The organism is bacterium (genome assembly GCA_004299235.1).
Taxonomy (GTDB): Bacteria; Chloroflexota; Dormibacteria; order Dormibacterales; family Dormibacteraceae; genus SCQL01.
In genome coordinates, this window is the sequence record SCQL01000003.1 from 59,398 (window position 1) to 82,788 (window position 23,391).

Annotated in this window: 21 protein-coding genes and 1 tRNA gene; 10 read left to right on the forward strand and 12 right to left on the reverse strand. The window is 66.3% G+C overall.

Features of this window, described 5'->3' with window-relative positions; genetic code table 11:
* Window positions 1–235 precede the first annotated feature (235 nt).
* The 9 genes from EPN29_01835 (at window position 236) to EPN29_01875 (ending at window position 11,056) form a co-directional block, all read left to right on the forward strand.
* The gene (locus EPN29_01835; protein ID TAN34801.1) at window positions 236–2,104 is read left to right on the forward strand and encodes a transketolase; all 1,869 of its coding nucleotides are present in this window, start codon (window positions 236–238) and stop codon (window positions 2,102–2,104) included.
* 4 nt (window positions 2,105–2,108) lie between these two features.
* On the forward strand, window positions 2,109–4,910 hold the full coding sequence (locus tag EPN29_01840; GenBank protein ID TAN34802.1) for a bifunctional transaldolase/phosoglucose isomerase: 2,802 nt from the start codon (window positions 2,109–2,111) through the stop codon (window positions 4,908–4,910).
* A gap of 71 nt (window positions 4,911–4,981) precedes the next feature.
* On the forward strand, window positions 4,982–5,905 hold the full coding sequence (gene gnd, locus EPN29_01845) for a decarboxylating 6-phosphogluconate dehydrogenase (GenBank protein ID TAN34803.1): 924 nt from the start codon (window positions 4,982–4,984) through the stop codon (window positions 5,903–5,905).
* A gap of 90 nt (window positions 5,906–5,995) precedes the next feature.
* Window positions 5,996–7,522 (forward strand): glucose-6-phosphate dehydrogenase, encoded by a 1,527-nt coding sequence (gene zwf, locus EPN29_01850; protein TAN34804.1) that lies wholly within the window; start codon window positions 5,996–5,998, stop codon window positions 7,520–7,522.
* Window positions 7,519–8,907, forward strand: coding sequence for a hypothetical protein (locus EPN29_01855; GenBank protein TAN34805.1), 1,389 nt, complete (start codon window positions 7,519–7,521; stop codon window positions 8,905–8,907). Before zwf ends, EPN29_01855 begins: the two co-directional genes overlap by 4 nt.
* Window positions 8,908–9,552: a 6-phosphogluconolactonase gene (pgl, locus tag EPN29_01860; protein ID TAN34806.1), complete on the forward strand. Its 645-nt coding sequence runs from the start codon at window positions 8,908–8,910 to the stop codon at window positions 9,550–9,552. It begins immediately after the preceding gene.
* A gap of 88 nt (window positions 9,553–9,640) precedes the next feature.
* A complete protein-coding gene (rpe, locus tag EPN29_01865) occupies window positions 9,641–10,291 on the forward strand; it encodes a ribulose-phosphate 3-epimerase (GenBank protein ID TAN34807.1) in 651 nt (216 codons plus the stop codon).
* Window positions 10,284–10,982 (forward strand): ribose-5-phosphate isomerase RpiA, encoded by a 699-nt coding sequence (gene rpiA / locus EPN29_01870; protein TAN34808.1) that lies wholly within the window; start codon window positions 10,284–10,286, stop codon window positions 10,980–10,982. Before rpe ends, rpiA begins: the two co-directional genes overlap by 8 nt.
* Window positions 10,968–11,056 (forward strand) — tRNA-Ser (locus EPN29_01875). Before rpiA ends, EPN29_01875 begins: the two co-directional genes overlap by 15 nt.
* On the opposite strand, the gene EPN29_01880 is transcribed toward EPN29_01875, so the two are convergent.
* Together EPN29_01880 and EPN29_01885 are read right to left on the reverse strand one after the other, a co-directional pair.
* A complete protein-coding gene (locus EPN29_01880; GenBank protein TAN34809.1) occupies window positions 11,038–12,525 on the reverse strand; it encodes a recombinase family protein in 1,488 nt (495 codons plus the stop codon). The genes EPN29_01875 and EPN29_01880 overlap by 19 nt on opposite strands.
* Window positions 12,522–12,746, reverse strand: a complete 225-nt coding sequence (locus EPN29_01885) for a DNA-binding protein (protein ID TAN34810.1) — start codon at window positions 12,744–12,746, stop codon at window positions 12,522–12,524. Before EPN29_01885 ends, EPN29_01880 begins: the two co-directional genes overlap by 4 nt.
* Window positions 12,747–12,966: 220 nt before the next feature.
* On the opposite strand from EPN29_01885, the gene EPN29_01890 reads away from it, so the two are divergent.
* Complete coding sequence (locus EPN29_01890; GenBank protein ID TAN34811.1) at window positions 12,967–13,158, forward strand: DNA-binding protein; 192 nt, start codon at window positions 12,967–12,969, stop codon at window positions 13,156–13,158.
* A gap of 446 nt (window positions 13,159–13,604) precedes the next feature.
* Here EPN29_01890 and EPN29_01895 read toward each other — a convergent pair whose 3' ends face one another.
* The 10 genes from EPN29_01895 to EPN29_01940 form a co-directional block, all read right to left on the reverse strand.
* The gene (locus EPN29_01895) at window positions 13,605–16,361 is read right to left on the reverse strand and encodes a phage tail tape measure protein (protein ID TAN34812.1); all 2,757 of its coding nucleotides are present in this window, start codon (window positions 16,359–16,361) and stop codon (window positions 13,605–13,607) included.
* A gap of 2 nt (window positions 16,362–16,363) precedes the next feature.
* On the reverse strand, window positions 16,364–16,588 hold the full coding sequence (locus EPN29_01900) for a hypothetical protein (protein ID TAN34813.1): 225 nt from the start codon (window positions 16,586–16,588) through the stop codon (window positions 16,364–16,366).
* Window positions 16,585–16,824, reverse strand: a complete 240-nt coding sequence (locus EPN29_01905; protein TAN34814.1) for a hypothetical protein — start codon at window positions 16,822–16,824, stop codon at window positions 16,585–16,587. The genes EPN29_01900 and EPN29_01905 overlap by 4 nt, the downstream gene beginning before the upstream one ends.
* Window positions 16,825–16,831: 7 nt before the next feature.
* A complete protein-coding gene (locus EPN29_01910; GenBank protein ID TAN34815.1) occupies window positions 16,832–17,473 on the reverse strand; it encodes a hypothetical protein in 642 nt (213 codons plus the stop codon).
* Window positions 17,474–18,004: 531 nt separating this feature from the next.
* Window positions 18,005–19,408, reverse strand: a complete 1,404-nt coding sequence (locus EPN29_01915; GenBank protein ID TAN34816.1) for a hypothetical protein — start codon at window positions 19,406–19,408, stop codon at window positions 18,005–18,007.
* Complete coding sequence (locus EPN29_01920) at window positions 19,408–19,836, reverse strand: hypothetical protein (protein ID TAN34817.1); 429 nt, start codon at window positions 19,834–19,836, stop codon at window positions 19,408–19,410. The genes EPN29_01915 and EPN29_01920 overlap by 1 nt, the downstream gene beginning before the upstream one ends.
* Window positions 19,837–20,174: 338 nt before the next feature.
* Window positions 20,175–20,846 (reverse strand): recombinase family protein, encoded by a 672-nt coding sequence (locus EPN29_01925; protein ID TAN34818.1) that lies wholly within the window; start codon window positions 20,844–20,846, stop codon window positions 20,175–20,177.
* Window positions 20,847–21,026: 180 nt separating this feature from the next.
* Complete coding sequence (locus tag EPN29_01930; GenBank protein TAN34819.1) at window positions 21,027–21,896, reverse strand: hypothetical protein; 870 nt, start codon at window positions 21,894–21,896, stop codon at window positions 21,027–21,029.
* Between the two features lie 555 nt (window positions 21,897–22,451).
* Window positions 22,452–22,703: a hypothetical protein gene (locus tag EPN29_01935; GenBank protein ID TAN34820.1), complete on the reverse strand. Its 252-nt coding sequence runs from the start codon at window positions 22,701–22,703 to the stop codon at window positions 22,452–22,454.
* Between the two features lie 188 nt (window positions 22,704–22,891).
* On the reverse strand, window positions 22,892–23,224 hold the full coding sequence (locus EPN29_01940; protein TAN34821.1) for a hypothetical protein: 333 nt from the start codon (window positions 23,222–23,224) through the stop codon (window positions 22,892–22,894).
* Window positions 23,225–23,391 lie beyond the last annotated feature (167 nt).

Sequence of the window (23,391 nt, forward strand, 5' to 3'; positions counted from 1 at the left end):
CTCTCCCCGGCGGGGAGAGGGGGCGCCACCGACATCGCTTGAGGCCTCCGAACGCCACGCGCACACCCCCTTCTCAGTCCTTCAGCCGCCTGCACGGGGATCTGACAGCCTAGGGCTGGAGTGGTGGATGCCGGGAGGGTCGTATTCGACGGCTCGGTAGACTTGGGTCTAACACACAGCCAGGTCCCGCGGCCGCGCCGTGGGCAGTCGCCACTCTGCAGTGGTAGGGAGTGAGATGACGGTAACCGAATCCTTAACGACCACCGATCTCGAGTTCGCTCGCCAGTTGGGTCAGCAGCTGCGGGTCGACTCCATCCGATGCAGCACGGCGGCGGGATCGGGGCATCCGACGTCCTCCATGTCGGCGGCGGACCTGATCGCCGTCCTGATCGCCCGCTACCTGCAGTACGACTGGTCCAAGCCGAAGGACCCCAACAACGACCACCTCATCTACTCCAAGGGCCACGCCTCGCCGCTCTGCTACGCGATGTTCAAGGCTGTCGGCGCCGTCAGCGACGCCGAGCTGATGACGTATCGAGAGTTCGGCTCTCGCCTGCAGGGCCACCCGACGCCGGCCATCCCGTGGGTGGACGTGGCGACGGGCTCCCTCGGCCAGGGACTGCCGATCGCGGTCGGGGTCGCGCTGGCCGGCATGTACCTCGACAAGCTCCCGTTCCACGTCTGGACCCTGTGCGGGGACTCGGAGCTCGCCGAGGGCTCGATCTGGGAGGCGCTGGACAAGGCCGGCCACTACCAGCTGTCCAACCTGACCGCGATCTTCGACATCAACCGGCTCGGCCAGCGCGGCGAGACCGAGTTCGGCTGGAACCTCGACGCCTACCGGCGCCGGGTGGAGGCGTTCGGCTGCTTCCCGATCGTGATCGACGGCCACGACGTGACCGCCATCGACCGCGCCTTCGGCCAGGTGCTCTCGGCCACCGGTAAACCGACCGTGATCATCGCCAAGACGGTCAAGGGCAAGGGCTTCCCGGAGATCGAGAACAAGGACGGATGGCACGGCAAGGCCCTGCCGCCCGAGATGGCGGAGCGGGCGATCAAGGCACTCGGCGGCCTGCGGCACCTCAAGGTCAAGACCAGCCGGCCGGAGCGGACAGCGCGCGCCTCCAAGAACGCCGATCCCCCGCCCGTCACCCTGCCCGTCTACGGGAAGGAGGCCAAGGTCGCCACGCGCAAGGCATACGGAGACGCGCTGCTGGCGCTGGCCGCCATTCCGGACGTCGTCGCGATGGACGCCGAGGTGTCCAACTCGACGCACGCGGACGAGTTTGGCAAGGCCCACCCGGAACGGTTCTTCGAGATGTGGATCTCGGAGCAGCAGCTCGTCGCCACGGCGGTGGGCATGAGCGTGCGGGGCTACCGTCCGTTCGCCTCCACCTTCGCCGCGTTTTTCAGCCGCGCCTACGACTTCATCCGCATGGCGGGCATCTCGCAGGCCAACCTCCGGCTGGTCGGCTCGCACGCCGGGGTCGAGATCGGACAGGACGGGCCGTCGCAGATGGCGCTCGAAGACCTGGCCGCGATGCGCGCGGTCCACGGCTCGACGGTGCTCTACCCGTGCGATCCCAACCAGGCGGCGAAGCTCACGCGGCTGATGGCGGACACGCCGGGCGTCGTGTACATGCGCACGACCCGCGGCGCCTATCCGACCCTGTACGGACCGGCCGACAGCTTCCGCGTGGGGGGTGCGAAGGTGCTGCGCCAGAGCGCCAAGGACAAGGTCGCGCTCATCGGCGCCGGCGTCACCCTGCACGCCTGCCTCGCCGCCGCCGAGGCTCTGGCGGCGAAGAAGATCCCGGCCCGCGTCATCGACCTGTACTCGGTGAAGCCGGTCGACCTCAAGACGCTGCGCGAGGCGGCGCGCGTGACCAAGGGCAGGTTCGTGATCGTCGAGGACCACTACCCGGAGGGCGGGCTGGGGGCGGCGGTGATGGAGGCGATGGCGGCCGACGCCCCGCCGCGCGTCGCGCACCTGGCGGTGAGGGGGCTCCCGACCTCGGGCAAGCCCGATGAGCTGATCAACGCGGCCGGCATCTCGAGCCGGCACATCGTGGCGGCGGCGACCAAGCTGCTGCAGGCGAAGTAGAGCGATGGCGACCAAAAGCACACGCCGACCGGCTCCGCTCAAGGAGCTTAAGCAGATCGGCCAGTCCCTATGGCTCGACAACATCCGCCGTCAGCTCATCACCTCCGGCGAGCTGGCCCGGCTGCGCGACGAGGGCCTGACCGGCGTCACGTCCAACCCGACCATCTTCGAGAAGGCGGTCAGCGGCTCGAGCGACTACGACGAGGCGATGGTCCGGCTGGTGAACGCCAAACGAACACCGGCCGAGATGCTCTGGGAGTTGATGGTCGAGGACATCCAGGCCGCGGCCGACGTGTTCCGGCCGGTCTACGACAGGACCAAGGGCCAGGATGGATTCGTCAGCATCGAGGTGTCGCCGACCGTCGCCGCGAGCACCAGGCGGACGATCGCGTTCGCCGAGGACCTCCGCGAGCGCTGCCGCCGGCCGAACGTGATGGTCAAGATCCCCGCCACCAAAGAGGGGCTGCTGGCCATCTACGACCAGGTCTCCAAGGGCCACAACATCAACATCACGCTGATCTTCGCCGTCGAGCGCTACGCCGAGGTCGTCGAGGCGTACCTGTCGGGCCTGGAGAAATGGCACGAGCGGGGCGGGGACCTGCGCAAGGTCGCCAGCGTCGCGAGCTTCTTCGTCAGCCGCGTCGACACCAAGGTCGACAAGCTCCTGGCGGAGAAGGTCCAGCTGAGCACGGACCCGGCCCAGAAGCGCGCTCTCGAGCGGCTGTACGGCAAGGCGGCCATCGCCAACTCGAAAAGGGCGTACGAGCGCTACCAGCAGCTGTTCAGCGGCCCGCGCTGGGACAGGCTGCGCAAGGCCGGGGCCCAGACGCAGCGGTGCCTGTGGGCCAGCACTTCGACCAAGGACCCGCGCTACCCCGACACCTACTACGTCGAGGAGCTGATCGGCTCGCACACCGTCGACACCATTCCCCCGGCCACGCTGGCCGCGTTCCGGGAGCACGGCGAGGTCCGGCGCAGCCTGGACGAGAACGTGGAGCTCGCCAAGCGCCAGCTGAAGCAGCTGGCGGACGCCGGGGTGGACCTCGACCAGGTCACGCGCGAGCTCGAGGTCGAGGGCGTCGAGGCGTTCACGAAGTCGTTCGAGACCCTGCTCGCGACGCTCGCCAAGGCTTCGAAGGACATCAGGGCGGGGAAAGGGCCGCGGCAGTGGCACAGCCTGGGCGAGCTGCAGCCGGCCGTCGATGCGCAGCTCGGCAAGCTGCAGAAGGAAGAGGCGGCGCGCCGTCTGTGGGCCAAGGACTCGACGCTTTGGAGCGCCGACCCTAAGAAGCGCGAGGAGATCCGCGACCGCCTCGGCTGGCTGAACGTCGCCGAGAAGATGCTCGAGCACGGAGCGGAGTTCCGCGACCTGGCGAAGCACGGCCGCACGTACTCCGACGTCGTGCTGCTGGGCATGGGCGGCTCGAGCCTGTGCCCGGACGTGCTGCGGCACACGTTCGGCGCCGTCAAGGGCCATCCCCAGCTGCACGTGCTGGACACCACCGACCCGGCGACGATCCTGGGCGTCCGATCGAAGATCAGAATCCAGGACACGCTCTTCGTCGTCGCGTCGAAATCCGGCGAGACGACCGAGACGCTCTCGCACTTCGCCTACTTCTGGGACCAGGTCAACATCAACGGGCGCGCGGGCATGGCCGGGCGGCACTTCGCCGCCATCACCGACCCCGGCACGTCGCTCGAGAAGCTCGCCAAGGACCACGGGTTCCGCTGGATCTTTCCCAACCCCCCGGACATCGGCGGCCGCTACTCGGCGCTGAGCTACTTCGGCCTCGTGCCCGGGTCGCTCATGGGCGTCGATGTCACGCAGATGCTCGAGCGGGCGATGGAGATGGCGAGCTCGTGCGCCGACTCGGTGCCGGTCAACATCAATCCCGGCGTGTGGCTGGGTGCGGTCCTGGGCCGGCTCGCTGCCGGCGGCCGCAACAAGCTCACGCTCATCGCCTCGCCGAAGGTCGCGACGTTCGGCTACTGGGTCGAGCAGCTCATCGCCGAGAGCACGGGCAAGCAGGGCAAGGGGATCGTGCCCGTCGAGGGCGAGCCCCTGGGCAAGCCCGCGGTCTACGGCGACGACCGCGTGTTCGTCCACATCCGGATGGATTCCGACCCGGTCAACCGCGCCGTGCAGGCGCTGGAGAAGGCGGGCCAGCCGGTGGTGACGCTGACGTTGCGGGACAAGCTCGACCTGGGTGGCGAGTTCCTCCGCTGGGAGGTGGCGACCGCCATCGCGGGCTCGATTCTCGGCATCGACCCGTTCGACCAGCCCAACGTGCAGGAGTCCAAGGACAACACGAAGAAGGTCCTGGCGAAGTTCAAGAGCAGCGGCAAGCTGCCGGCGGCGGAGTCGGTGCCCGCGGCCGAGTCGCTCGCCGGGCTCCAAGCGCTGCTGGCGCGCGCCAAGCCGGGCGCCTACTTCGCGATCATGGCCTACACGGCGCGCACGCCGGGATCCGAGTCGGCGATCGCCGCCATCCGCTCGGCGGTGCGTGACCGCATGCGCATCGCGACCACGGCGGGATACGGGCCGCGATTCCTGCACTCGACCGGCCAGCTGCACAAAGGCGGTCCGAAGACCGGCCTGTTCCTGCAGATCGTCCAGGACGACACGCGCGACGTGGCCATCCCAGGCCAGCCGTTCAGCTTCTCCGTGCTCAAGCAGTCGCAGTCGCTGGGCGACCTGCAGTCGCTAAGCTCGCGCCGCCTGCCCGTGCTGCGCGTGACGCTCGGGCGCCAGCCGGCGGCAGGCTGGCGGGCGCTGGCGACCGCGGTCAAATCAGCGATCAAGTAGAGAGTTCCCTTCCCCTTCGAGGGCAGGGTCAGGGTGGGGGCCTAAGCTCCCATCCCGGGAGAGATATAGATATGGAAATGGGAATGGTCGGCCTCGGCCGGATGGGCGGCAACATGGTGCTGCGCCTGCTCAAGCGGGGCCATCACATGATCGCGTTCGATCACTCCGCGGACGCCGTCAAGGCGCACGAGGCGCAGGGTGCGGTGGGCGCCCATTCGCTGGAGGAGTTCGTCCAGAAGTTCAAGACCCGGCCCCGGATCATGTGGGTGATGGTGCCCGCGGGCGAACCGACGTCGCAGACCATCGCCCAGCTGGTGGCGCTGGGCGATCCGGGCGACATCGTCATCGACGGCGGCAACACCAACTGGAAGACCGCGCTCGAGGATGCCGGGCGGGTGCAGGCAAAGGGCATGCACTACATGGACGCCGGCACGTCCGGCGGCATCTGGGGCCTGGCGAACGGCTACTGCCTGATGGTCGGTGCGGAGCAGGGGATCTACGACCACTGCCTGCCGCTGTTGAAGGACCTCGCGCCTGACGACGGCGGCCTGGTGCGCACGGGACCGGTGGGGTCGGGCCACTTCGTCAAGATGGTCCACAACGGCGTCGAGTACGGGCTGATGGAGGCTTATTCGGAGGGCTTCGAGATCATGAAGCTGTCCAAGGCGTTCCCCGGCATGGACATGCTCTCGATCGCCGAGGCCTGGCGCACGGGCAGCGTGGTGCGGTCGTGGCTCCTGGACCTGATCGCCAACGGCCTCCAAGCCGATCCCGAGCTCGCCACCATCAAGGGTTATGTGGAGGACACGGGCGAGGGGCGGTGGACGGTCGAGGCGGCGATCGAGGAGTCGGTGCCGGCGGCGGTCATCACGCAGTCGCTCTTCGCCCGCTTCCGAAGCCGGATGGAGAACACCTTCGGCGACCGGATGCTGGCTATGATGCGTCAGCAATTCGGTGGACACGCCGTGGTCAAGGACGCCGGCTCCGAGCGGTGAGAAATACGGCATCCCCTCTCGCCCTCGAGGAGAGAATCAGGGTGAGTGGCGGGAACGTCAAGTCCGGCTCAAAGTGAATCGCGTCCGCCGATGACGATCGCACCCAGCCCGCTGGCGGAGGGCCTACACGACTATCGCGTCGCCGAGCCCTCTCTCATGGTCATCTTCGGCGCCACGGGCGACCTCAGCGGCAAGAAGCTCCTGCCGGCGATGTACAACCTGGCCAAGCAGCGATTGCTGCCGGCGGGTTTCGCCGTCGTCGGCGCCGCCATCGACGACCTGACCGACGAGGCGTTCCGCAAGCGTGCGGCGGCGACGATCACACAGCACTCCCGCACGCAGCCCGTCGATGCCGGCGTGCTCGAGTCCTTCCTCGCCTGCGTCTCCTACGTCAAGGTGGACTTCGGCAAGCTCGATGACTTCAAAGCCCTGCAGCGAAGGCTCGACGAGCTCGACCACTCAAGGCATGTGGCGGGCAACCGGGTGTTCTACTGCGCGACGCCGCCGCCGACGTACGAGGCCATCACCGAGCAGCTGAAGGCGGCGGGAATGACGGCGGGCGCGGGCTTTCACCGCATCGTGGTCGAGAAGCCTTTCGGCTCCGACCTCAAGTCGGCGCGCGAGCTCAACCGGATCGTGCAACGCGTCTTTCACGAGGACTCGGTCTTCCGCATCGACCACTACCTGGGCAAGGAGACCGTCCAGAACATCCTCGCGTTCCGCTTCGCCAACTCGATCTTCGAGCCGGTGTGGAACTCCAACCTCATCGACTCGGTGCAGATCACGGCGGCAGAGGAGATCGGGGTCGAGATGCGCGGTGGGTACTACGACAAGGCGGGCACGCTGCGCGACATCGTCCAGAACCACGCGCTGCAGCTGCTGGCGCTGGTGGCGATGGAACCGCCGCTGGCGTTCGAGGCCGGCGCGGTGCGGGACGAGAAGGTGAAGGTGCTGCGCGCCATCCGGCCGGTCCTCGACGGGGACGTCGCTCACTCCACGGTGCGCGGGCAGTACACGAAGGGCTGGGTGCTCGGCGAGCACGTCGAGGGCTATCGGGAGGAGCACGCGGTCGCCCCGGACTCGCTGACCGAGACCTTCACCGCCCTGCGGCTCTTCGTCGACAACTGGCGGTGGGCGAACGTCCCGTTCTACATCCGGGCGGGCAAACGGCTGCCCAAGCGCGTCACGGAGATATGGATCCGGTTCAAGCGGCCGCCGCACATGACGTTCGGCAGCGAGGCGATGCGGGAGCTGGATCCGAACGCGATCACGCTGCGCATCCAGCCGGAGGAGGGGATCTCGCTCCGATTCGGCGCCAAGGTGCCGAGCGCGGGCCTGCGCCTGCGCAACGTGGCCATGGACTTCGAGTACGTGACCTCCTTTCTGGCCGAGACGCCGGAGGCGTACGAGCGCCTCCTGCTCGACTGCATGATCGGCGATCCCACGCTGTTCACCCGAGCGGACGAGGTGGAGGCGGCCTGGAAGCTCATCGACCCCATCGAGGCCGCGTGGCGTGACGACCGCCCATCGCTGTCGATGTATGCCGCGGGCACGTGGGGACCGGCGCCGGCGGCCAAGCTGCTGCAGGCGGACGGGCGCGAGTGGCACCGGCCGTGAGTGCGACCGTCAGGCCGGCGCCCGGCCTCGATTGGCAGGGCGAAGCTGTGACGATCGGCGACGTTCTGAATGCGCTGAACGGCATTCGCAAAAAGTTCGCGGCGGCGGCGCTGGGCGACGAGGAGCAGCCCCACCCGCGGAGCTGCGTGATGACCCTGGTCGGCGTCACCGCGACCGAGTCGGACGAGCGACGCGCTCAGCGCGCGAGCCGGGCGATCGCGATCCACCATCCGTCTCTGGCGATCGTCATCCGCGATCAGCCGGACATGCCGATGGGCAGGATCGAAGCGGCGATCACCACCGGCACCCACCAGCCCGCGTCCGCGGGCGCGGTGCAGTTCGAGCTGGTCACGCTGCGCGTTCGCGGAGCCGCGGGCGAGCACCTGGCCGCGCTGGTCGACCCGATGCTGCTGAGCGGCATCCCCACCTACCTGTGGTGGCTCGGCACGCCGCCGTTCGGCGCCAGGGAGCTCGAGGACGCGCTGCGGATCTGCGACGCGCTGGTCGTCGACTCGTCGCGGTTCGACGCTCCGTACCACTCGTTTCTCGGCCTGTCGCGGCTGGCGGCGAGCTCGCACCGGGGCCTGGGCGTCGCCGACTTCCAGTGGGCGCGGCTGACGCCCTGGCGCGAGAGCATCGCCCAGTTCTTCGGGCCGGCGGACCGGCGGGCGTTCTTGAGCGGCCTCTCCGGGTTGGGGATCGATTACGCGGGCGAGGGTCGGGGCAACCGGGTGGCGGCGGCGCTGCTCATCGGCTGGTTCGCGTCGGCGCTCGGCTGGAAGCTGCAGCGAGCCGCTGGTGGCGCCGGAGGCGTGGTCGTGGCCCACTTCGCCACCGGGGCCGGGCGGCGGCTGGAGGTGGCGTTCAGGTCGGTGACCAAGGCCCACCTCGCGCCCGGGGAGGTGAGCGCGGTCCGCATCGGTGGTTCGTCGGGGGGAAGGACGTTCCAGCTGTCGGTGCAGCGCGACCCGGACCGGCCGCGCCGCATGGCGCCGGACGCCGGGCCGGCCGGGTTCCGATCACTCCACCCCGCCGGCGGCGAGGACGATGCCGGGCTCGAGATCGCGCAGCGCAACGCGGCCCGGCACCGGGGGGTCCTGGACGAGAACCGCCAGGCGCTGCATCACACGGCCACGGGGGAGCCGCCGGGCGAGAGCCTTCCGGCGCGCCCCACCGTCCTCGTGCGTGAGCGGCGGCGCCAGGACACAGCGCAGGTGCTGCTGACGCTGATCGACATCGGCGGGACCAAGACGCTGCGCCACGTCCAGCGGGTCGAGCCGGAGGACGACGCGGCGCTGCTGCTCGGCCTTCTGTCCGCGGGTGCCCACGACCGCGTGCAGGCGCGCTCTCTGTCGGCGGCGGCGGAGCTGATGCGCGCCCTATAGATGGCCGAGTTCAGAGTCCTCGAGACGCCTGAGGACGTGGCGGCGGCAGCCGCGGCGGACATCGCGGCGGCGCTGCGCGAGGGCGCGCGCACGCTCGTCCTGGCGGGCGGGACGACGCCGCGGCAATGCTACGAGCTGCTCTCGCGCCTGGAGGTCGCGTGGGGCCGGGTCGCGGTCCTGTTCGGCGACGAGAGGTGCGTGCCCCCGGACCACCCGGACAGCAACTACCGCATGGCGCGCGAGTCGCTGCTCGACCGCGTCGCGCCTGCGACGGTGTACCGCATGCCGGGAGAGCTGGGGCCGGACGCAGCGGCGAGGGCGTACGCCCGCGTGATCGAGGCGGTTGCGCCTTTGGACGTGGTGCTGCTGGGAGTGGGGGAGGATGGGCACACCGCGTCGCTGTTCCCGGGCCATGTGGCGCTGAGGGCGCCAGGGCTGGCCGTCGGGATCCACGACGCGCCCAAGCCGCCGCCGCAGCGGGTCACGCTGACGCTGACGGCGCTGCAGGCGGCGCGCCGGGTGATCATCCTGGCCACGGGCTCGGGGAAGGCGGACGCGGTCGCGCGAGCCAAACGCCAGGAGGTGCCATCCGGGATGATTGCGAGCGCACGATGGCTACTGGACCGAGCCGCAGCGGGTCAGTGAGAAGGCTGCTCGTCTTCTCCCTCCCCCCATCGGCGCGGGGTCGGTTCTCCCTCTCCCCTTTGGGGAGAGGGTTGGGGTGAGGGGCGGTATGCGCCGAATCGAGATCGTCGCGTCGATCCTGTCCGCGGACGCCGGCCGGCTGGCCGAGCAGGTGAAAGAGGCGGAGGCGGCTGGCGCCGACCGGATCCAGGTCGACGTCATGGACGGCCACTTCGTCCCCAACCTGACGTTCGGCCCGCTGGTGGTCGAGGCGGTGCGCCGCGTCACCGAGCTGCCGATCGAGGCGCACCTGATGGTCGAGCGGCCGGAGCTGTTCGTCGAGATGTTCGCCAGGGCTGGCGCGAGCCTCATCGAGGTGCAGGTCGAGGCGACGACGTCGCTGTACCGGACGGTCGAGGCGATCAAAGACCTCGGCGCCAAGGCCGGCGTGGCTATCAATCCCGCCACCCCGGTCGAGGCCCTGCGAGAGATCCTGCCCTACATCGACCTGGTCAACGTGATGACCGTCGAGCCGGGATTCGGCGGCCAGAGGTTCATCACCCATAGCCCGGAGAAGATCCGCCGCCTGCGCGCTCTGTCCGCGGAGGTGGAGATCGAAGTCGACGGGGGCATCGACGCGCGAACCGCCCCCCTGGTGGTCCAAGCCGGCGCCACGGTGCTGGTGGCGGGCAGCGCGGTGTTCGGGCACAAGCAGGGCGTCGCCGCGGGCCTGCGGGCCATCCGTGCCGCCCTTGACTGAGCAGGAGGAGTTCAAGAGGGCCGCGGCCGAGAGGGCGCTGGAGCTGGTCCAGGACGGCATGCTGCTGGGCCTGGGCAGCGGTTCCACGGTGCGGTACTTCACCGAGGGCGTGGGGCGCCTGGTCGAGGGCGGGATGAAGATTCGGGGTGTGCCGACCTCGCGAGCCACCGCCGAGCTCGCGGCCGAGAATGGAATCCCGATCGTCCAGGAGCTGGTCGGCCAGATCGACATTGCGGTCGACGGAGCGGACGAGGTCGATAGCGCCCTGAACCTGATCAAGGGCCGGGGAGGGGCGCTGTTCCGCGAGAAGCTGGTCGCCGCCGCCTCCAAGCGCTTCATCGTCGTCGTCGACGCGTCGAAGGTGGTCAAAGAGCTCGGTGCCGGCGTGCTGCCGGTCGAGGTGCTGCCATTCCTGTGGCGCACCACCGCGGAACGCCTGACGTCATTGGGGGCGAGCCTGACTCTGAGAGGTGGGGAGGAGGCGCCCTACGTCACCGACAACGGGAACCTGATCCTGGACCTGATGGTGGAGGGCGGGATCAAGGATCCGGCGGGTTTCGCCGAGGTGTTGAAGAGGACCGCCGGCGTCGTCGAGCACGGTTTGTTCGTGGGCATGACCGACACATGCATCGTCGGCGGCCCAGGTGGCGCCAAGGTCGTAGGTAGACTTTCGGGCGGAGCGGTCGCCTAGCTCGGTCGAGGGCGCGGCACTGGAAATGCCGTAGGCCCGCAAGGGCCTCGAGGGTTCAAATCCCTCCCGCTCCGCTCTTGGCAATAAAATCGGATCGGCCAGTCTGGGGAATGGGTGCCAACACTTCAACCTCTGGCTGGCCGCCAGTCGCAAGGCTGACTAGACCTTCGACCTCATCAACCCGGTCAGCTCTGGGGACGTAATGGTCGATCCTGCCGTCGCGGACGTAGAAGCGGGCGAAGAACTTCAGCAGCAGCTTTCGGCGCTCCACCGAGTTGCCGCGCTTCCAGGCGGCTGAGAGACCTTCCAGTTTGATGGTCGGGGCGGGAGGGGTGGCCCGTGCCGCCAGCTCGGCGCGCAATCTCTCGAAGTGAGCCAGTTCGCGCTCAAACTCATCCTGTGGCATCAACCCGCGCACGTAGAGGCTCTTGAGACGCTTCAGGCTGTCCTCGATGCGCTCCAGGGTACCCGGCAGGGTTCGCACTCGACCTGTCGCGGCCCTAGCTGCCTCGTAGCCCTCACGTGAGTCCAGCCGCTCAAACAGGAAGGAGGCCCACGGCAACAGCGCTTCCTCGCGCACAGCTTGGCGCCCGCACCTCGTCACCAGGTCACGCCGGCAGAGGTAGTACACGCGGTTGTGGTCGGTCATGGCTCGCATCAGCCGGCCACAGCTAGCGCAGACAAGAAGGCGGGAGAACACATAGTCGTGGCGCGGAGCACCACCAGGTCCAGGCGCGTTGGTCTTCAAAGTGGCTTGCACCCGGACAAACAAGCCCTCGTCCACGATGGCCGGCCACTCGGCGCGGATCAGCTCGCCTTCGCGTCGCCGGCGGCTGACGCTGTACGTCTTGCCAACGTAGGCGGGGTTCCTGAGGATGTCGACCAGGGTGTCAGGGAGCCAGCCCAGACCGTGGCGCGAGCCCTTGACGATGCCCTCGTCATTCAACCGGGCCGCCAATGAGCGAGCACTCCACATGCCTGTTGCGTAGTCCTGAAAGACACGCCGCACGACCGATGCCGCCGGCTCCACGACTTCCAAAGTGCCACGAGTCGTCCGCCGGTAGCCGTACGGTGCTGGACCAGTGGCCGCGCCTTGTGCGTTGCGGTAGGCGTAGGCGGCCCTGATTTTCTCGCCGGTCATCCGCCGCTCCATCGAGTGTGCTGCGGCCATTGCGGTGTATGTGAACTCTCCGGCCGGCGTGCGATCGAAACGTCCATGGACGAAGGCGACTTTGATGTCGGGGCGCTTCTCCATCAGCGCGTAGAACGTGAGCGCATCCTGTGTGTTGCGGAAGGCCCGGGACTGGTCATAGCAGGCGACTACAGCCACGCTGCTGCCCTGGATGCGCTCCAGGAGGGCAAGGAACCGAGCCCGACCCTTCAGTTTGCCGCCGCTGACATCCAGGTCGCTGTAGACCTCGATGGAGTCACACACGGCCACCGCAGGGAGGCTGCGGCAGGCGTTCTCTTGGACTTCCGGGCTGACGGTGCGCTCCGTGTCTTTGTGGCGGCTCTGCCTGACGTAGATGAGCGCAGTGGTCATTCGGTCGAGGCGCCCTCGTCTGTGGGTTGTGACGGGATCAGCAATGCGTCGAGATCCTCCTGTTTGAAGCGGCGGCCACGGCCAGATCTCAGGTCGTACCAGCGCAGCAGACCGCGGCGGCAGTAGAGATACAGGGTGGTCCTGTCAATACGGAGGTACTGGCTTGCCTCTTTTACGGTCATCCACTTCGAAGGCATCAACGTCTCCTCATCGTATCCCACGTCACTCTACACCTGTGCTACGGTTTCCAGCAGGTCGGCGTCTCACACAAGTCCTTGGCCCGAGGACTGCCGGCACGTTTCGCGTAGGAGGAGGACCCCCTTCCACGTCCACGTTTTCACGAAGGGAGTTTCGACAATGTCAAACCTCGACCGACTACAGATCGCCCACAACTCGGAGACCCACCAGGCGAACCTCGACCGCCTACGATCCCTTAACTCGGTGGCGCAGATGCTTCAGATCGCACCGAGCACCCTGAGGCGCTGGGCGCACAAGGGTCAGATTCACGGCCACACCCTCAATGCCGAGGCTTGGTCCAGCGTGCTGGACTTCGACGCCTTCCTCGACATCCCAGCCTGCCCGCCGCCCACCTACTTCCGGGTCAGCGAGATCTTGGCGCAGGTGAGCCGGTGAGCGCGGCAACAGTGGCTGTCACCTATCACGGCGGCAGCTTTGTCGTGGACGGTCAGCGGGTCAATCTGGCGACCCTGCGGCGCATCCTGACCGCGCTCGATCTCGACCCCAAAGCGGTGCTGCGGGCCGCGTAGGGTCGCCCCGTACAAAAAGAAGGCCGGGGGGAGAACCCCCGGCCTTCCCGGGTTATTGTGATGTGTCGTCGGAGGCGCGCCGCGACGTCCAGTGACCGTTGGTGTAGCAGATGAAGTCGAAATGAACAAGCCCTCCGGTTGAGACAACGCTCCATGTGACGCCGACTCCAAGATTGTCTATTTCGTCGGTCGGATCTGGCACTGCGGTAATCACCGTTCCCGCCGGGTCATGGCACTGGAAGCTGCAACTCAGATAGCTCCCCCCATAGCGCCACGCGGCCACTTCAGCTTTGGGGAATGCACTTCCAGGCATTAGGCAGCTCCGTAGCCGAGGCGGACACCCTTTCGGTTGCCGCGCTGGGCCTTGTCGATGAGTGAGACCAACTTGGCCTCGATGCCTGTGATGTCGGCACCGTGCTTGATTGCCTGGAGGAGCTCCAGGTGGGCCTGCAGGATTCTGTCCAGGGTGGCCTGGACGTCGCGCATGTCACCGCTTCCGCCAGGTGTCATCGTGGCTCCGAGAGCCAAGCTCCGGGGACCGGCGAATGCCCCAGACAACTCACCGGCCAGGCCGCTGGCGGCCAGCCCGAGGCGACCACGGTGGGCGCTCAGGCCGCCGGCCATCATGGTGACCAGGTTCGGCATCCACTTGTCGGCGTCCGCACCCGGCCCCGCCTCAGTCGGTGAGTGGAAGCCGAGGAACTTGGAGATTTGACCTGCGATCTTTCCGGCCGCATTTCCAACGTCACCGACCTTGTTCGTGATGCCCTGGATGAGCTGTGTAATGAGGTTCTCACCCCATTTCAGGGCTGCGTCGCCCAGGCCGCCAAGCACATCGCCGATCTGACCGGCGATCTTGGTCACGGCATCCCAGGCCTCGTGGAGCTTGCCGCCGATGGCGCCGCTGATCGCGCCCCAGACGCGGCTTGCCAACGCGAGGGCAGCCTGCCAGACGCCGCTCAGGAAGCCGGTGATGGCGTTCCAGACCGTCTGAGTTGTGCCTGAGATGGCATTCCAGACGCCACCAAGAAATCCGGTGATCGCGTTCCAGACCGTCTGAGCGTCTTTCTGCGCGGTCTGCCATAGGTTGCGAATGCCGTCAACGAGATCCTTGAAGTAGTAGTTGTGGTCGTACAGCCACTTGAAGAAACCGACGATCTTGGCCACGAACTGGTGGAACTTGAGCTGGAGCATGAGCAGCTCGCCCTGAATCCAGATCCAAACCACTTTCCAGTGCGTGACGAGCTTGAACAGGCCAACGTAGATCCCGATCAGAGGGATGTGCTGCAAAAGCGGCCAGATGGTGCCGCTGACGAATCCGCCGAAGCGCTTGAGGGCGTCCCACACGTAGTTCACTCCGTCGCGGAACACGGCGATGTGCTTGTAGGCCCAGATGAACCCAATGGCGAGCGCGGCGAGCCCGATGAGGACCACGCCAATTGGGTTTTCGTACATAGCGACGTTCAGAGCCCACTGCGCGACAGCCATGGCGTTGGAGGCGATTCCGGCCAGGCTCATTCCGCTCACGAATTCCAGGATCATCGACACGATGCCGATGCCCTTAGTAATCAGCAGGCCGGCGTTCCACAGCGCCCACGCTCCGGCCACCGCGCCTATGAACGGCGCCAGAGTGGTAACCGCCGGCACGATCTTGTCAGCGAAGGCAAGCCCGAGGCCGACGACAACCGGGACCAACGGCGTCGCCTTGTCCAGGAACGCCGAGACCGCAGGCAAGAGCTTCGTACCGATCTGGATGGCCGCCACCCCCAGAGCGTCTTTGGCGTTCGCCATCTTGAAGTTGAGTCCGGACTGAACTAGGTCCCATTCGTGAACGTCCTTGCCGGTGCGCTTGGCGGCGTCGCCGATGTTGCGGACGTTCTGCTGGAACTGCGGCATCGACCCGCCGCCCAGCATCAGGGCCACATTGAGGCCGGTGGCGCCGCCCATCATCTTGGCGAGGATCGCCGTGTAGGTCATCGCGTCTGGCGACCCGGACTTCAAGAAGCTGTTGAAGCCATTGGCATTTTTGGCCGTCACCGAGAACTGTCGGCCGAGGTTGTAGGTCATGGAGTCCGAGCCCTTGAGGGCCTTCATCCACTCCTTTTGGGTGATCTGGTTGTTCAGGTACTCGCGACCGAGTGTTTGCAGGCTCGGTGGCAGCTTAGAGAGCATGATCTGGGCGTCCTGTGCAGCCGCTTTGGACTGGTTGAAGGAGCTCTGGATCACGAGACCAGCCGGACCCATGTGCTGCATCACGGCCTGCTCAAGCATCCCGATGGTGCCGGTCAGTCCGCGCTTGCCGATGTTCTGGCTGACGTCGACCGCGCTGACGCCCATTTGAGCCATGCTCTTGACCGCGACGGAATTGGGGTTAATCAAGGAGCGGATGCCGTTGGCCAGGTTCTGGGAGGCGTTCTGCGCGCTCTCGCCGTGGTTGGTCATGGTGGCGATGGCACCGCCGACCTGATCAAAGCCGATGTGTACGGACGAGGCCAGCGGGACGACCGCCGACAGTGAGTTGGCCAAGTCGTCCATGCGGAGCTTGCCTGATTGCTCAGTGGCGATCAGCTCATTGGCGATCCTGATGCCGTCCTGGCCTTCGAGGTGGTACGAGGCCATGATCGAAGTCAGGGCGTTGGTCACCGAACCGAGGTCGGCGTTACCTGCCTTGGCTGCCTCCGCCGCCGCCTTCTGCACGAGCAGCCCGTCGGCGCCGTGATGGCCAGAGGACTCGACCACGTACATCGAACGGATGAGGTCTTGAGCCGAGAATCCGACCTGGGTCGACATCTGAAGGATGCCGTCCGTGACCATCTTCAGGTTCGACCTGGACTCGCCCGCACCGGTGACCAGTTGGATGGCAGCCTGTTGGTAGTCGCCCGCCATCTTGACCGCCAAGCCGCCTGCTGCGACCGCGGCCAGTCCCAGGCCGACGATGCCCATTCGAGCCGCGCCGAAACCAGGGTTCGCGACAAAGGCTTTGATAGCCCCCTCCGCCTTGCCTAGGCCCGCGGTTACGCCGCTGACGTCGGCGACGAGGAGCATCTTCAGCGTGGCGAGCGTTGACATTTTTACCGAGTCACCTCTGCGACCACGCGGACCCCGCGGCCCAGTAGCGCGACATACAACCACGCACCCACGCGGCGCTCGGACTGGATGGAACAGCAACGGCGGTCGGCGTCGTGCGTGAGGTCGAGGACTAGCTCACTGCCGCGCTCCGCGGCAAGGCGTTTGACGATTTCGCGTCGGTAGGCGCGCTTGGTCGCAAAGCGGAGATGGTCGATGCTGATTTTCACTTGGGCTTCGCCGCCTTCGCGATGTCCGCGAGTGCCTGTGGCCATGCGAGGCGGGATCTGGGATCGTTGTAAATCCGGTGCGCCTCGCGACCCTCAGGCGTCAGCCACGCTCGGGCGATGGACTGCGGTTCGGTCAGGGTGGGATCATTCTTGCGCAGTGCCTTCGCGATGCCGGCGACGTGGTCAAGCGCGAGGGCGCGCAGGGTCGGAACTATGGGTGCGTTCGAACGCTTCAATTGGGGGTTACTCCTTGCTCGTCTTGGTTGTCAGCGGTCCGCGCAGGGACGAGTGCGTAGGCGTCGGCATGTCACCAAGACCGCCGCCCAGGCGCCCGAGCTGGGTGCCCACGTAGTTCGTGATGCGGTTCGACGTCCGGCGCTCTGGGCTCCAGCCGAGCCGCAGTGCGAGGCTCCAGATTTCCTGATCGACCGCCAGGGCTGAGCGCACCGCGCCTGCCAGTGTCTCGGTCGCAGCCTCGATCTCGGCGAACGACTCCTCGCGCTTCGCGACGAGCTGCGCGTGGTGGCGCTCCTTGGCCTTGCGCACGGCCGCGGCGCGCTTCTCTGCTGCTTCTTCGGCGCGCCGATGCTCTTCGGCCTGCGCCGCCAGCTGGCGGCGCTCCAGGCGCTCCGCGTCGGCGATCTGGCCTTCAAGCTTCGAAAGCTCGGCCTCTGCCTTCGAGTCGCCCTGGCTGACGCGATAGGCCAGCTCGCGGTACTTGCCGCGGTGCTGCGCGGGGATCGCCGCCAGCGGGTCCGGCGGGGCAGCCACACCGCCGATGCTTGTTCCGTGATCGGCCGCAAGGTGCTTGGGGTCGGTGATGGCGGCGACGAACGCTGCTTCGTCGATTGCGGCGTCGTCGAGGTCTACATGGGTAGTGGTCATTGGTGTTGTCCTCCAAGGGACGATGATTCTGGGGAACTGGGCCTGGGATGACAGGGGTCGGGATGCCGGGACCGCGGGAATGCCTGCCCACGACCCCGACACTCGGCGGGAAGGGAGAAACCGCCTACCCCGAAGGACTCTGCGAGGCGGAGGAGAAGCCGCCTCAAGCAGAGTCTTTCGGAGGATCGGAGCAGCGCCGCGGACTTCCACGCGAGGCGGCGCAGCTCACCAAGCGCGCCGACGCCATCAAGTACCTCGCAGAAAAGGCTGGTGCCTCACAGGAGGTTCAAAACCAGGCGGCTGAAGTCGCACTCCGCGCAAGGCGACGAGCTGGGGAGCTGCCGGCTGCCGAACCGCAACTGGGACGCGGGGGAGACCGGAAATCAAGTGACACGCTGTCACTTGATTCTTACGGCATTCAGCGCTACCAGTCCTCTCGCTGGCAAGCCATAGCCTCCATCCCTGAAGAGAAGTTCGAGACCTACGTCGCCGAGACACAGACGGCGCATTGGCGAGACCGCCGCCGCGGGACTACCAGCTCGCCGAGCGCGTCCCGTCGTCACTCGTCAGAGAGGCGACGGACGGTCTGAACATCAGCACTGGCGGGACGACGGTTGCCGACTTTCGGTTCACGCACTGCTCGGCCGCGATGCCCAGCGCAACGACGTGATCTTGATGGACCGCGCTGGAGTCCACAACCTTCATCCGGCCGCCCACGACGCGGGTGACCAAGTTCAATACCTCGCGGCGGAGCTGCTCATGAGGAAAGAGAACGAGGCGGTGATTCGCGAAGAGACGATAGAGGTTGCCAAAAAGTGCGGCCTGTGTCCCGGAAGTCGGCCACCGCGACACGACCTGCTGAACCCCGAGGCGCTGCTGGAGGCGCTGGACCGATCCGACAGCCTGCGGGCTCTCGAAAATCCACTTGGACACCTGAAACCGCTGACTCAGCTCGAGGACCAGCTCCTCGACGACGCCGAGTTCCACCGGATTCGACCGCGAACCCTGGAGTGTGGCCAGGTGATCCAGGACCACCCGATCACCGTCGAGGTGGCAGACCGCAACCGCAGTCGCGTCGTGGACGAGTCCAACGTCGACGGCCCCGTAGTAGGTGAATTGCTGCTCTCCGCCTCTTGGCTCAGCGCCCACTTCAGCCGCGTCGTACATCTCCTTGCTGATCCAGGTGCCGGCCGCCTGCGTCCAGCGGCACTCCCAGAACCGAGCGTAGTCCGCGGGGTGCAGCGTGGCGCGCTGCTCTTCCATATCCTCAGCGCGCAGCCACGGCGCCAGTTCCGAACCTTCGCGAGAGTGAAAGTAAAAGCGGTCGGACTTGGCCGCCTGCTCGCGCACTTGCCAGCCGATGGAGCTGAAGTCGAAACCGGCCATGCTCACGGCGATCATTTGCGCAGCCGGTCGCTTGCCGATCGCTGACCAGAACGCGACCCACAGCCGATCATCGACCTGGAGGGACAGCTCATCGAAATAGACCTTGCGCGGACGAACTCCGAAGGCTGTGCGGTCGTCACTGCTCATCACGATGAGCTGACTGTCCGTCGCGGGGTTGAGGACGAGAGACCTGCCGACTTGTAGCCCGCTCAGCACGGCAGAGCGCGCCTTGAAGCCTTGGATTGAGTCGAGGATCAACGCGGCCTGCTCGGCGTCACCGGCGACCGCGTAGGAGCGGTGGCGCGGCGGCCCGGTCAGCAAGTCAGCGACCGCAGCGGCCGCCATATCCTCAGTCTTACTCTCTCCGCGTCGGCGCTCGTCGTAGAGCAAGCGATAGACCGGCCGGCCGTCAGTCTCGATGGCGAAGATCGCCTCGAAAAACTCCCGCTGCCATTTCTGGATGCAGGCGCCGTAGGTCTCGCCGGTCTCCAGCACGAAATGATCCGCGATGAGTGCGGTCGGGTCAGAGAGATAGCGGTCTAGGTCCACTACTTCGCCTCCAGAGCGGCGCGACGTTGGGCGAGCTGAGCGGCCAGGCCAACGGCACCCGTGACAGTGGCGGCGAGAGCTGCTCTGGCGGCTGGGGTGAGGCCCAATGCGTTGGCGTAGGTGAGCTGGAGGCGACGGACGGCCAGGTATTGCTCCAGCGCCTTCTCTCCGCCCCTGCCTGCCTGCAACGCGGCGAATAGATCGGTGGCGAGCACCTCCTGCTGTGCCCAGGCGCGTGACGCGGGTAGTTCAGCCTCCTGGATCGGACGGCCAAGGTCGGCCATGATCTCCTGGAGGCGGGTAAGCAGGCGTGTCGTGCGGTAGTTGCGGACCCGCAGCGCGTTACTCGACTTGGCGCGGAGACCGTGCTTGAGAGCCGCTTGCTCGCGTTGCCGTTGCTCGGCTGCCGAGAGTCGCTTACTGGTCATTTCCGGCCTCTAAATCAACCGAATCCGGCGAGATAGCCGGCATTGGAGTGCGTCCAGTTCGACGTATGCGCCATTGGGCCTTGCCTCGCAGCGCGGGCATTGCCCTTGCTCGTCGAGAACCCGCCAGTGCCGGTCGCAGTGGGGTGTTCATCTGCATCGGGCCTCTGCCTTTGAGGCGCGTGGGGGGTGGTTGGTAGGCGAGAGAGCCAACTATGCCGAGCGCAGACGTTTCCTATGTCATTCGGGATCTCGAACGACCTGCGCGAATTGGGACGGGGGCAGACGAAGGGACGTATGAGTTTTTCGCGCTCAGCGTCCTAGTTGTGGCCTGGAGGTGTTTATCGGCGCCGTACGGTTTCGCTGAGGTGGCGACGAACAACCCGCTGAACCGTCGCCCACGACCACGCCGAACCACCCATTGGCGTGGGGATCCCGTCTGTTGTCAGCTCGGCGGCGATGGCCGCGAAACTACTCCCGGCGCGGCGCCGTTGAATGATCCGGTGCTCAAGCTCCGGCGGCACCGTACGCGGTCGTCCTAGACGGACACCCTGAGCGCGCTTGACGGCCAGACCCTCTTTCGTGCGCTGGCCGATGATCCGGCGCTCCCACTGAGCCACCGACGCCATCACGTTGGCGACCAGCTCACCGGCTGGAGTCGATGTGTCTAGGTCAAAGTCAAGCGCGACCAGCGCCCAGCCTTGCTTCCGAGACATCTCCAGCAACCCGCTGAAGTCGTGGATTGACCGTGAAAGGCGGTCCAGCTTGGCCACCACCAGCCCATCGGCCCCGTGGGCCTTAAGCTCCGACAGTGCTTGCTTCAGCGCGTGGCGGCCGTTGAGGGTTCGGCCCGATCCTATGTCCTGACGGATCGCGACGATCTGCCAGCCACGCTCAGCGGCGCGCTGCTGGATCGCTCGGCGCTGGGCCTCCAGGCCTGCGCCACTGTCGCCCTGCTCGGTCGTGGACACCCGAACGTAGCCAAGAACGCGCTTCATTTGGTCTCTAGTCACATCCTCATGCTAATACAAAAGGGTCCTTTTGCATTAAAACTTAGGCGAGGCTGGTATGAGCGCAGCCGACGTTCATGCCGCGCTCAGCGCACAACAGCTCCATAGTCGCCGCTGTCGAGTGAGTAGGAACAAACCGCTGGTGGCATCCCGGTACCAACCAGCAGGCGCTCAGCGGGCACATCATGGCGCGTCCAGCCGTTTGACGGAAACTGAACTTTGGGCTGCGGGGATGGGCTCCGGCCAGGTTCCACGCTGGAACCTTTCCGTTGACTCCGCAGGGTGACGTTGCCGCCATGAGGCCAGCAGAACCGGATCAGCCACGACGAACGGCGCAGGTTCGTCAGCGAGCAGCCAGCCAGGCTCCTGAAGTTCGCGTTTTGGGCCTTGGAGTTGCTTGGAGTCGATATCGCCATTTTGGCTTACTGCCATGTTGGGAGTGTTTTCTGGGAGGGCGGCGACGGCCACTTCTTGCCTAGTTCTTGATTCGTTCTTTTCTTGAGAGGTTCTTATACAGGCTCGCAAGTGGTCGGAGATTTCCCGACCATTGGTGGTCGGAATTTTCCCGACCACTTGCGGCGATGAACTGGTCGGGAGTTTCCCGACTACTTGGGGGTCGGAGATTTCCCGACCACTTGACGCTATAACAGGAGCAAAGGTAACGGGCGGATTCTGGTCCACTTTTCTCGGACCACTTGAAGGCGTGAACATCCACCGGCCGCTAGCTTGGTCGAGGGCGATGAGACCGTCTTTCAGGAGGCGGGCGCGAGCCTCAGCCACCGCGCCACGGTCGGCCCACAGCCCCGTCACCTGTTGCAGGTCGGCCAGGCTGACGCGCCGAGCGCCTTGCTGCTCGCCGAACTGGTATAGCAGCAGCTCGAACGCCATCAGCACCCGCGTGCGGGCCGGCAGCGCCTCACAGCGGGCCAGTTCTTGAAGGTGGTCCTGCGGAATCTTGCAGAAGCTCGCGGGACCGTTGCTGTGCGCTTTGCGCCTCTTAGGCTTCCGGCCCGCCGATTGCTTGGATGGACTGGTCGATGTGGAGATGCTCACGCGGCCTCCACGGCGGTCGGCTGTTTCGCGGCCTCGCCTTGTAGGAAGCTTGCCTCCGCAGAGCGCAGTGCTCGCCAGGCCGTGCCAATGGGCGGTCGTGCGGCTTTGGCCAGAACAGCCAACAGTTGTTCTGTGGGCATCGAAAGGTGGGCGACCCTTCGGGCATGATCGACGCTGACCTGTCGGCCTGTGATCTTGGCCCATTGGCGGGCGATGAGACGCGCTCGTTCCTCGACTTCGGAATCGGACCAGCGGCAATGACTGGACGGGGCGGTGGAAGGCATCGGGTCTCCTCTGCGTGTGCTCGGAGTTTTGGCGGTGGCGCTGGGGGATCGGCCCAGCGCTCGCCAGGAGACACACGACCCGCCATCCGTCCGACTTCAGCCGGAAGGACGGCGGGATGCTGCCCGGGTTACGCGGCCTCGTCGGAGGCGCGCTCAGGCATGGCGGTCGTTTCCGCAGCGTCGGCACGGTTGGCCTCAGCGTTGAGCCTTGCTTCGATTTCCTGCACAAGTTCCGCGACTTCCAGCCACAACGCGCTGGGCTGCTGCGGTGTCATGCGCAGAGCGCTTCGAGTGAAGGGATTTCGCCCAGTGCCGCTTCGACCCGTAGCCGCTCGCGCAGGGCGGCTTTTTCTCGGATCAGGCGGGCGACCACAGTCAAATAACGCTCTTCCGTAGCCACGCGCAGGCGCTTGGCTTGTAGCGTGTCGGCGACGGCCTTGGGAGTGATGGTCAGTTCCCGGCTCAACTCGGCCAAGGTGATGCCAGAGGCAGCGACGAGGTCTTTCAACGCGGCGCCAGTCATTGGTAGTTACCTCCTAAAAAGGGGTGGTTGGGAGGCGAGGGGGCCAACTGCGCACCCCGCAGCGCATTTGCACCTACCTAATCCAGGAACTCGTAGCGCGGCGCCAATCTCAGATGGTGGCAGCAGCAGGTTTTTCGCGCTCAGCGTCCTAGCGACCGCCCCGCACCCGATTCACCGCACCGACTGGATCACTCAAAGGTCCTCGTCAGCCACTGACTGTGAACGTAGCGGTCAATAGCTGGGGTGTGAAACTGGCCGTCCTCATCTTGGTCGCCGCTGCCCTCGAGCGGTTCTTCGCGGTCCTTGCGGTGCTGGATTGCGTCCCAGCTCAGCACCTTGTACTTGCGAAAGGCGGCCAGCCTCTTGATGGAGACGAGATCTTCGTCGGGCGACGGCGTGGCCGGCCCGTAGCGCATGATCCCGAGCTGTCGGAGCCAGGCTAAGAGCCCTTCGACTTTGCGCTGGCGCTCGAAGTCGAGAACCTGTTGGCGGTCGCGGCGTCGGGCTTGTTCTGGCGTCATGGCGGTCAGCCTTTAGTCGCGACATATCGCTGCCGAGTGCGGACTAAGATCCCTCCCGCTCCGCCATTGTCCTGTCTCAAGACATCGAGGACACCTGTTGCAGGACATTGTGCACAGGCCAGCGGCCTGCAAGACCGTAGTAGCTTCGGTTTGGCTCGAGGGTGAGG

Coding starts and splice junctions, on each gene's coding strand:
- EPN29_01835 (TAN34801.1), top strand. CDS start 236: ATGACGGTAACCGAATCCTTAACGACCACCGATCTCGAGTTCGCTCGC.
- EPN29_01935 (TAN34820.1), bottom strand. CDS start 22,703: ATGACTGGCGCCGCGTTGAAAGACCTCGTCGCTGCCTCTGGCATCACC.
- EPN29_01940 (TAN34821.1), bottom strand. CDS start 23,224: ATGACGCCAGAACAAGCCCGACGCCGCGACCGCCAACAGGTTCTCGAC.
- EPN29_01920 (TAN34817.1), bottom strand. CDS start 19,836: ATGACCAGTAAGCGACTCTCGGCAGCCGAGCAACGGCAACGCGAGCAA.
- gnd (TAN34803.1), top strand. CDS start 4,982: ATGGAAATGGGAATGGTCGGCCTCGGCCGGATGGGCGGCAACATGGTG.
- EPN29_01880 (TAN34809.1), bottom strand. CDS start 12,525: ATGACCACTGCGCTCATCTACGTCAGGCAGAGCCGCCACAAAGACACG.
- EPN29_01840 (TAN34802.1), top strand. CDS start 2,109: ATGGCGACCAAAAGCACACGCCGACCGGCTCCGCTCAAGGAGCTTAAG.
- EPN29_01910 (TAN34815.1), bottom strand. CDS start 17,473: ATGACCACTACCCATGTAGACCTCGACGACGCCGCAATCGACGAAGCA.
- EPN29_01895 (TAN34812.1), bottom strand. CDS start 16,361: ATGTCAACGCTCGCCACGCTGAAGATGCTCCTCGTCGCCGACGTCAGC.
- zwf (TAN34804.1), top strand. CDS start 5,996: ATGACGATCGCACCCAGCCCGCTGGCGGAGGGCCTACACGACTATCGC.
- rpe (TAN34807.1), top strand. CDS start 9,641: ATGCGCCGAATCGAGATCGTCGCGTCGATCCTGTCCGCGGACGCCGGC.
- pgl (TAN34806.1), top strand. CDS start 8,908: ATGGCCGAGTTCAGAGTCCTCGAGACGCCTGAGGACGTGGCGGCGGCA.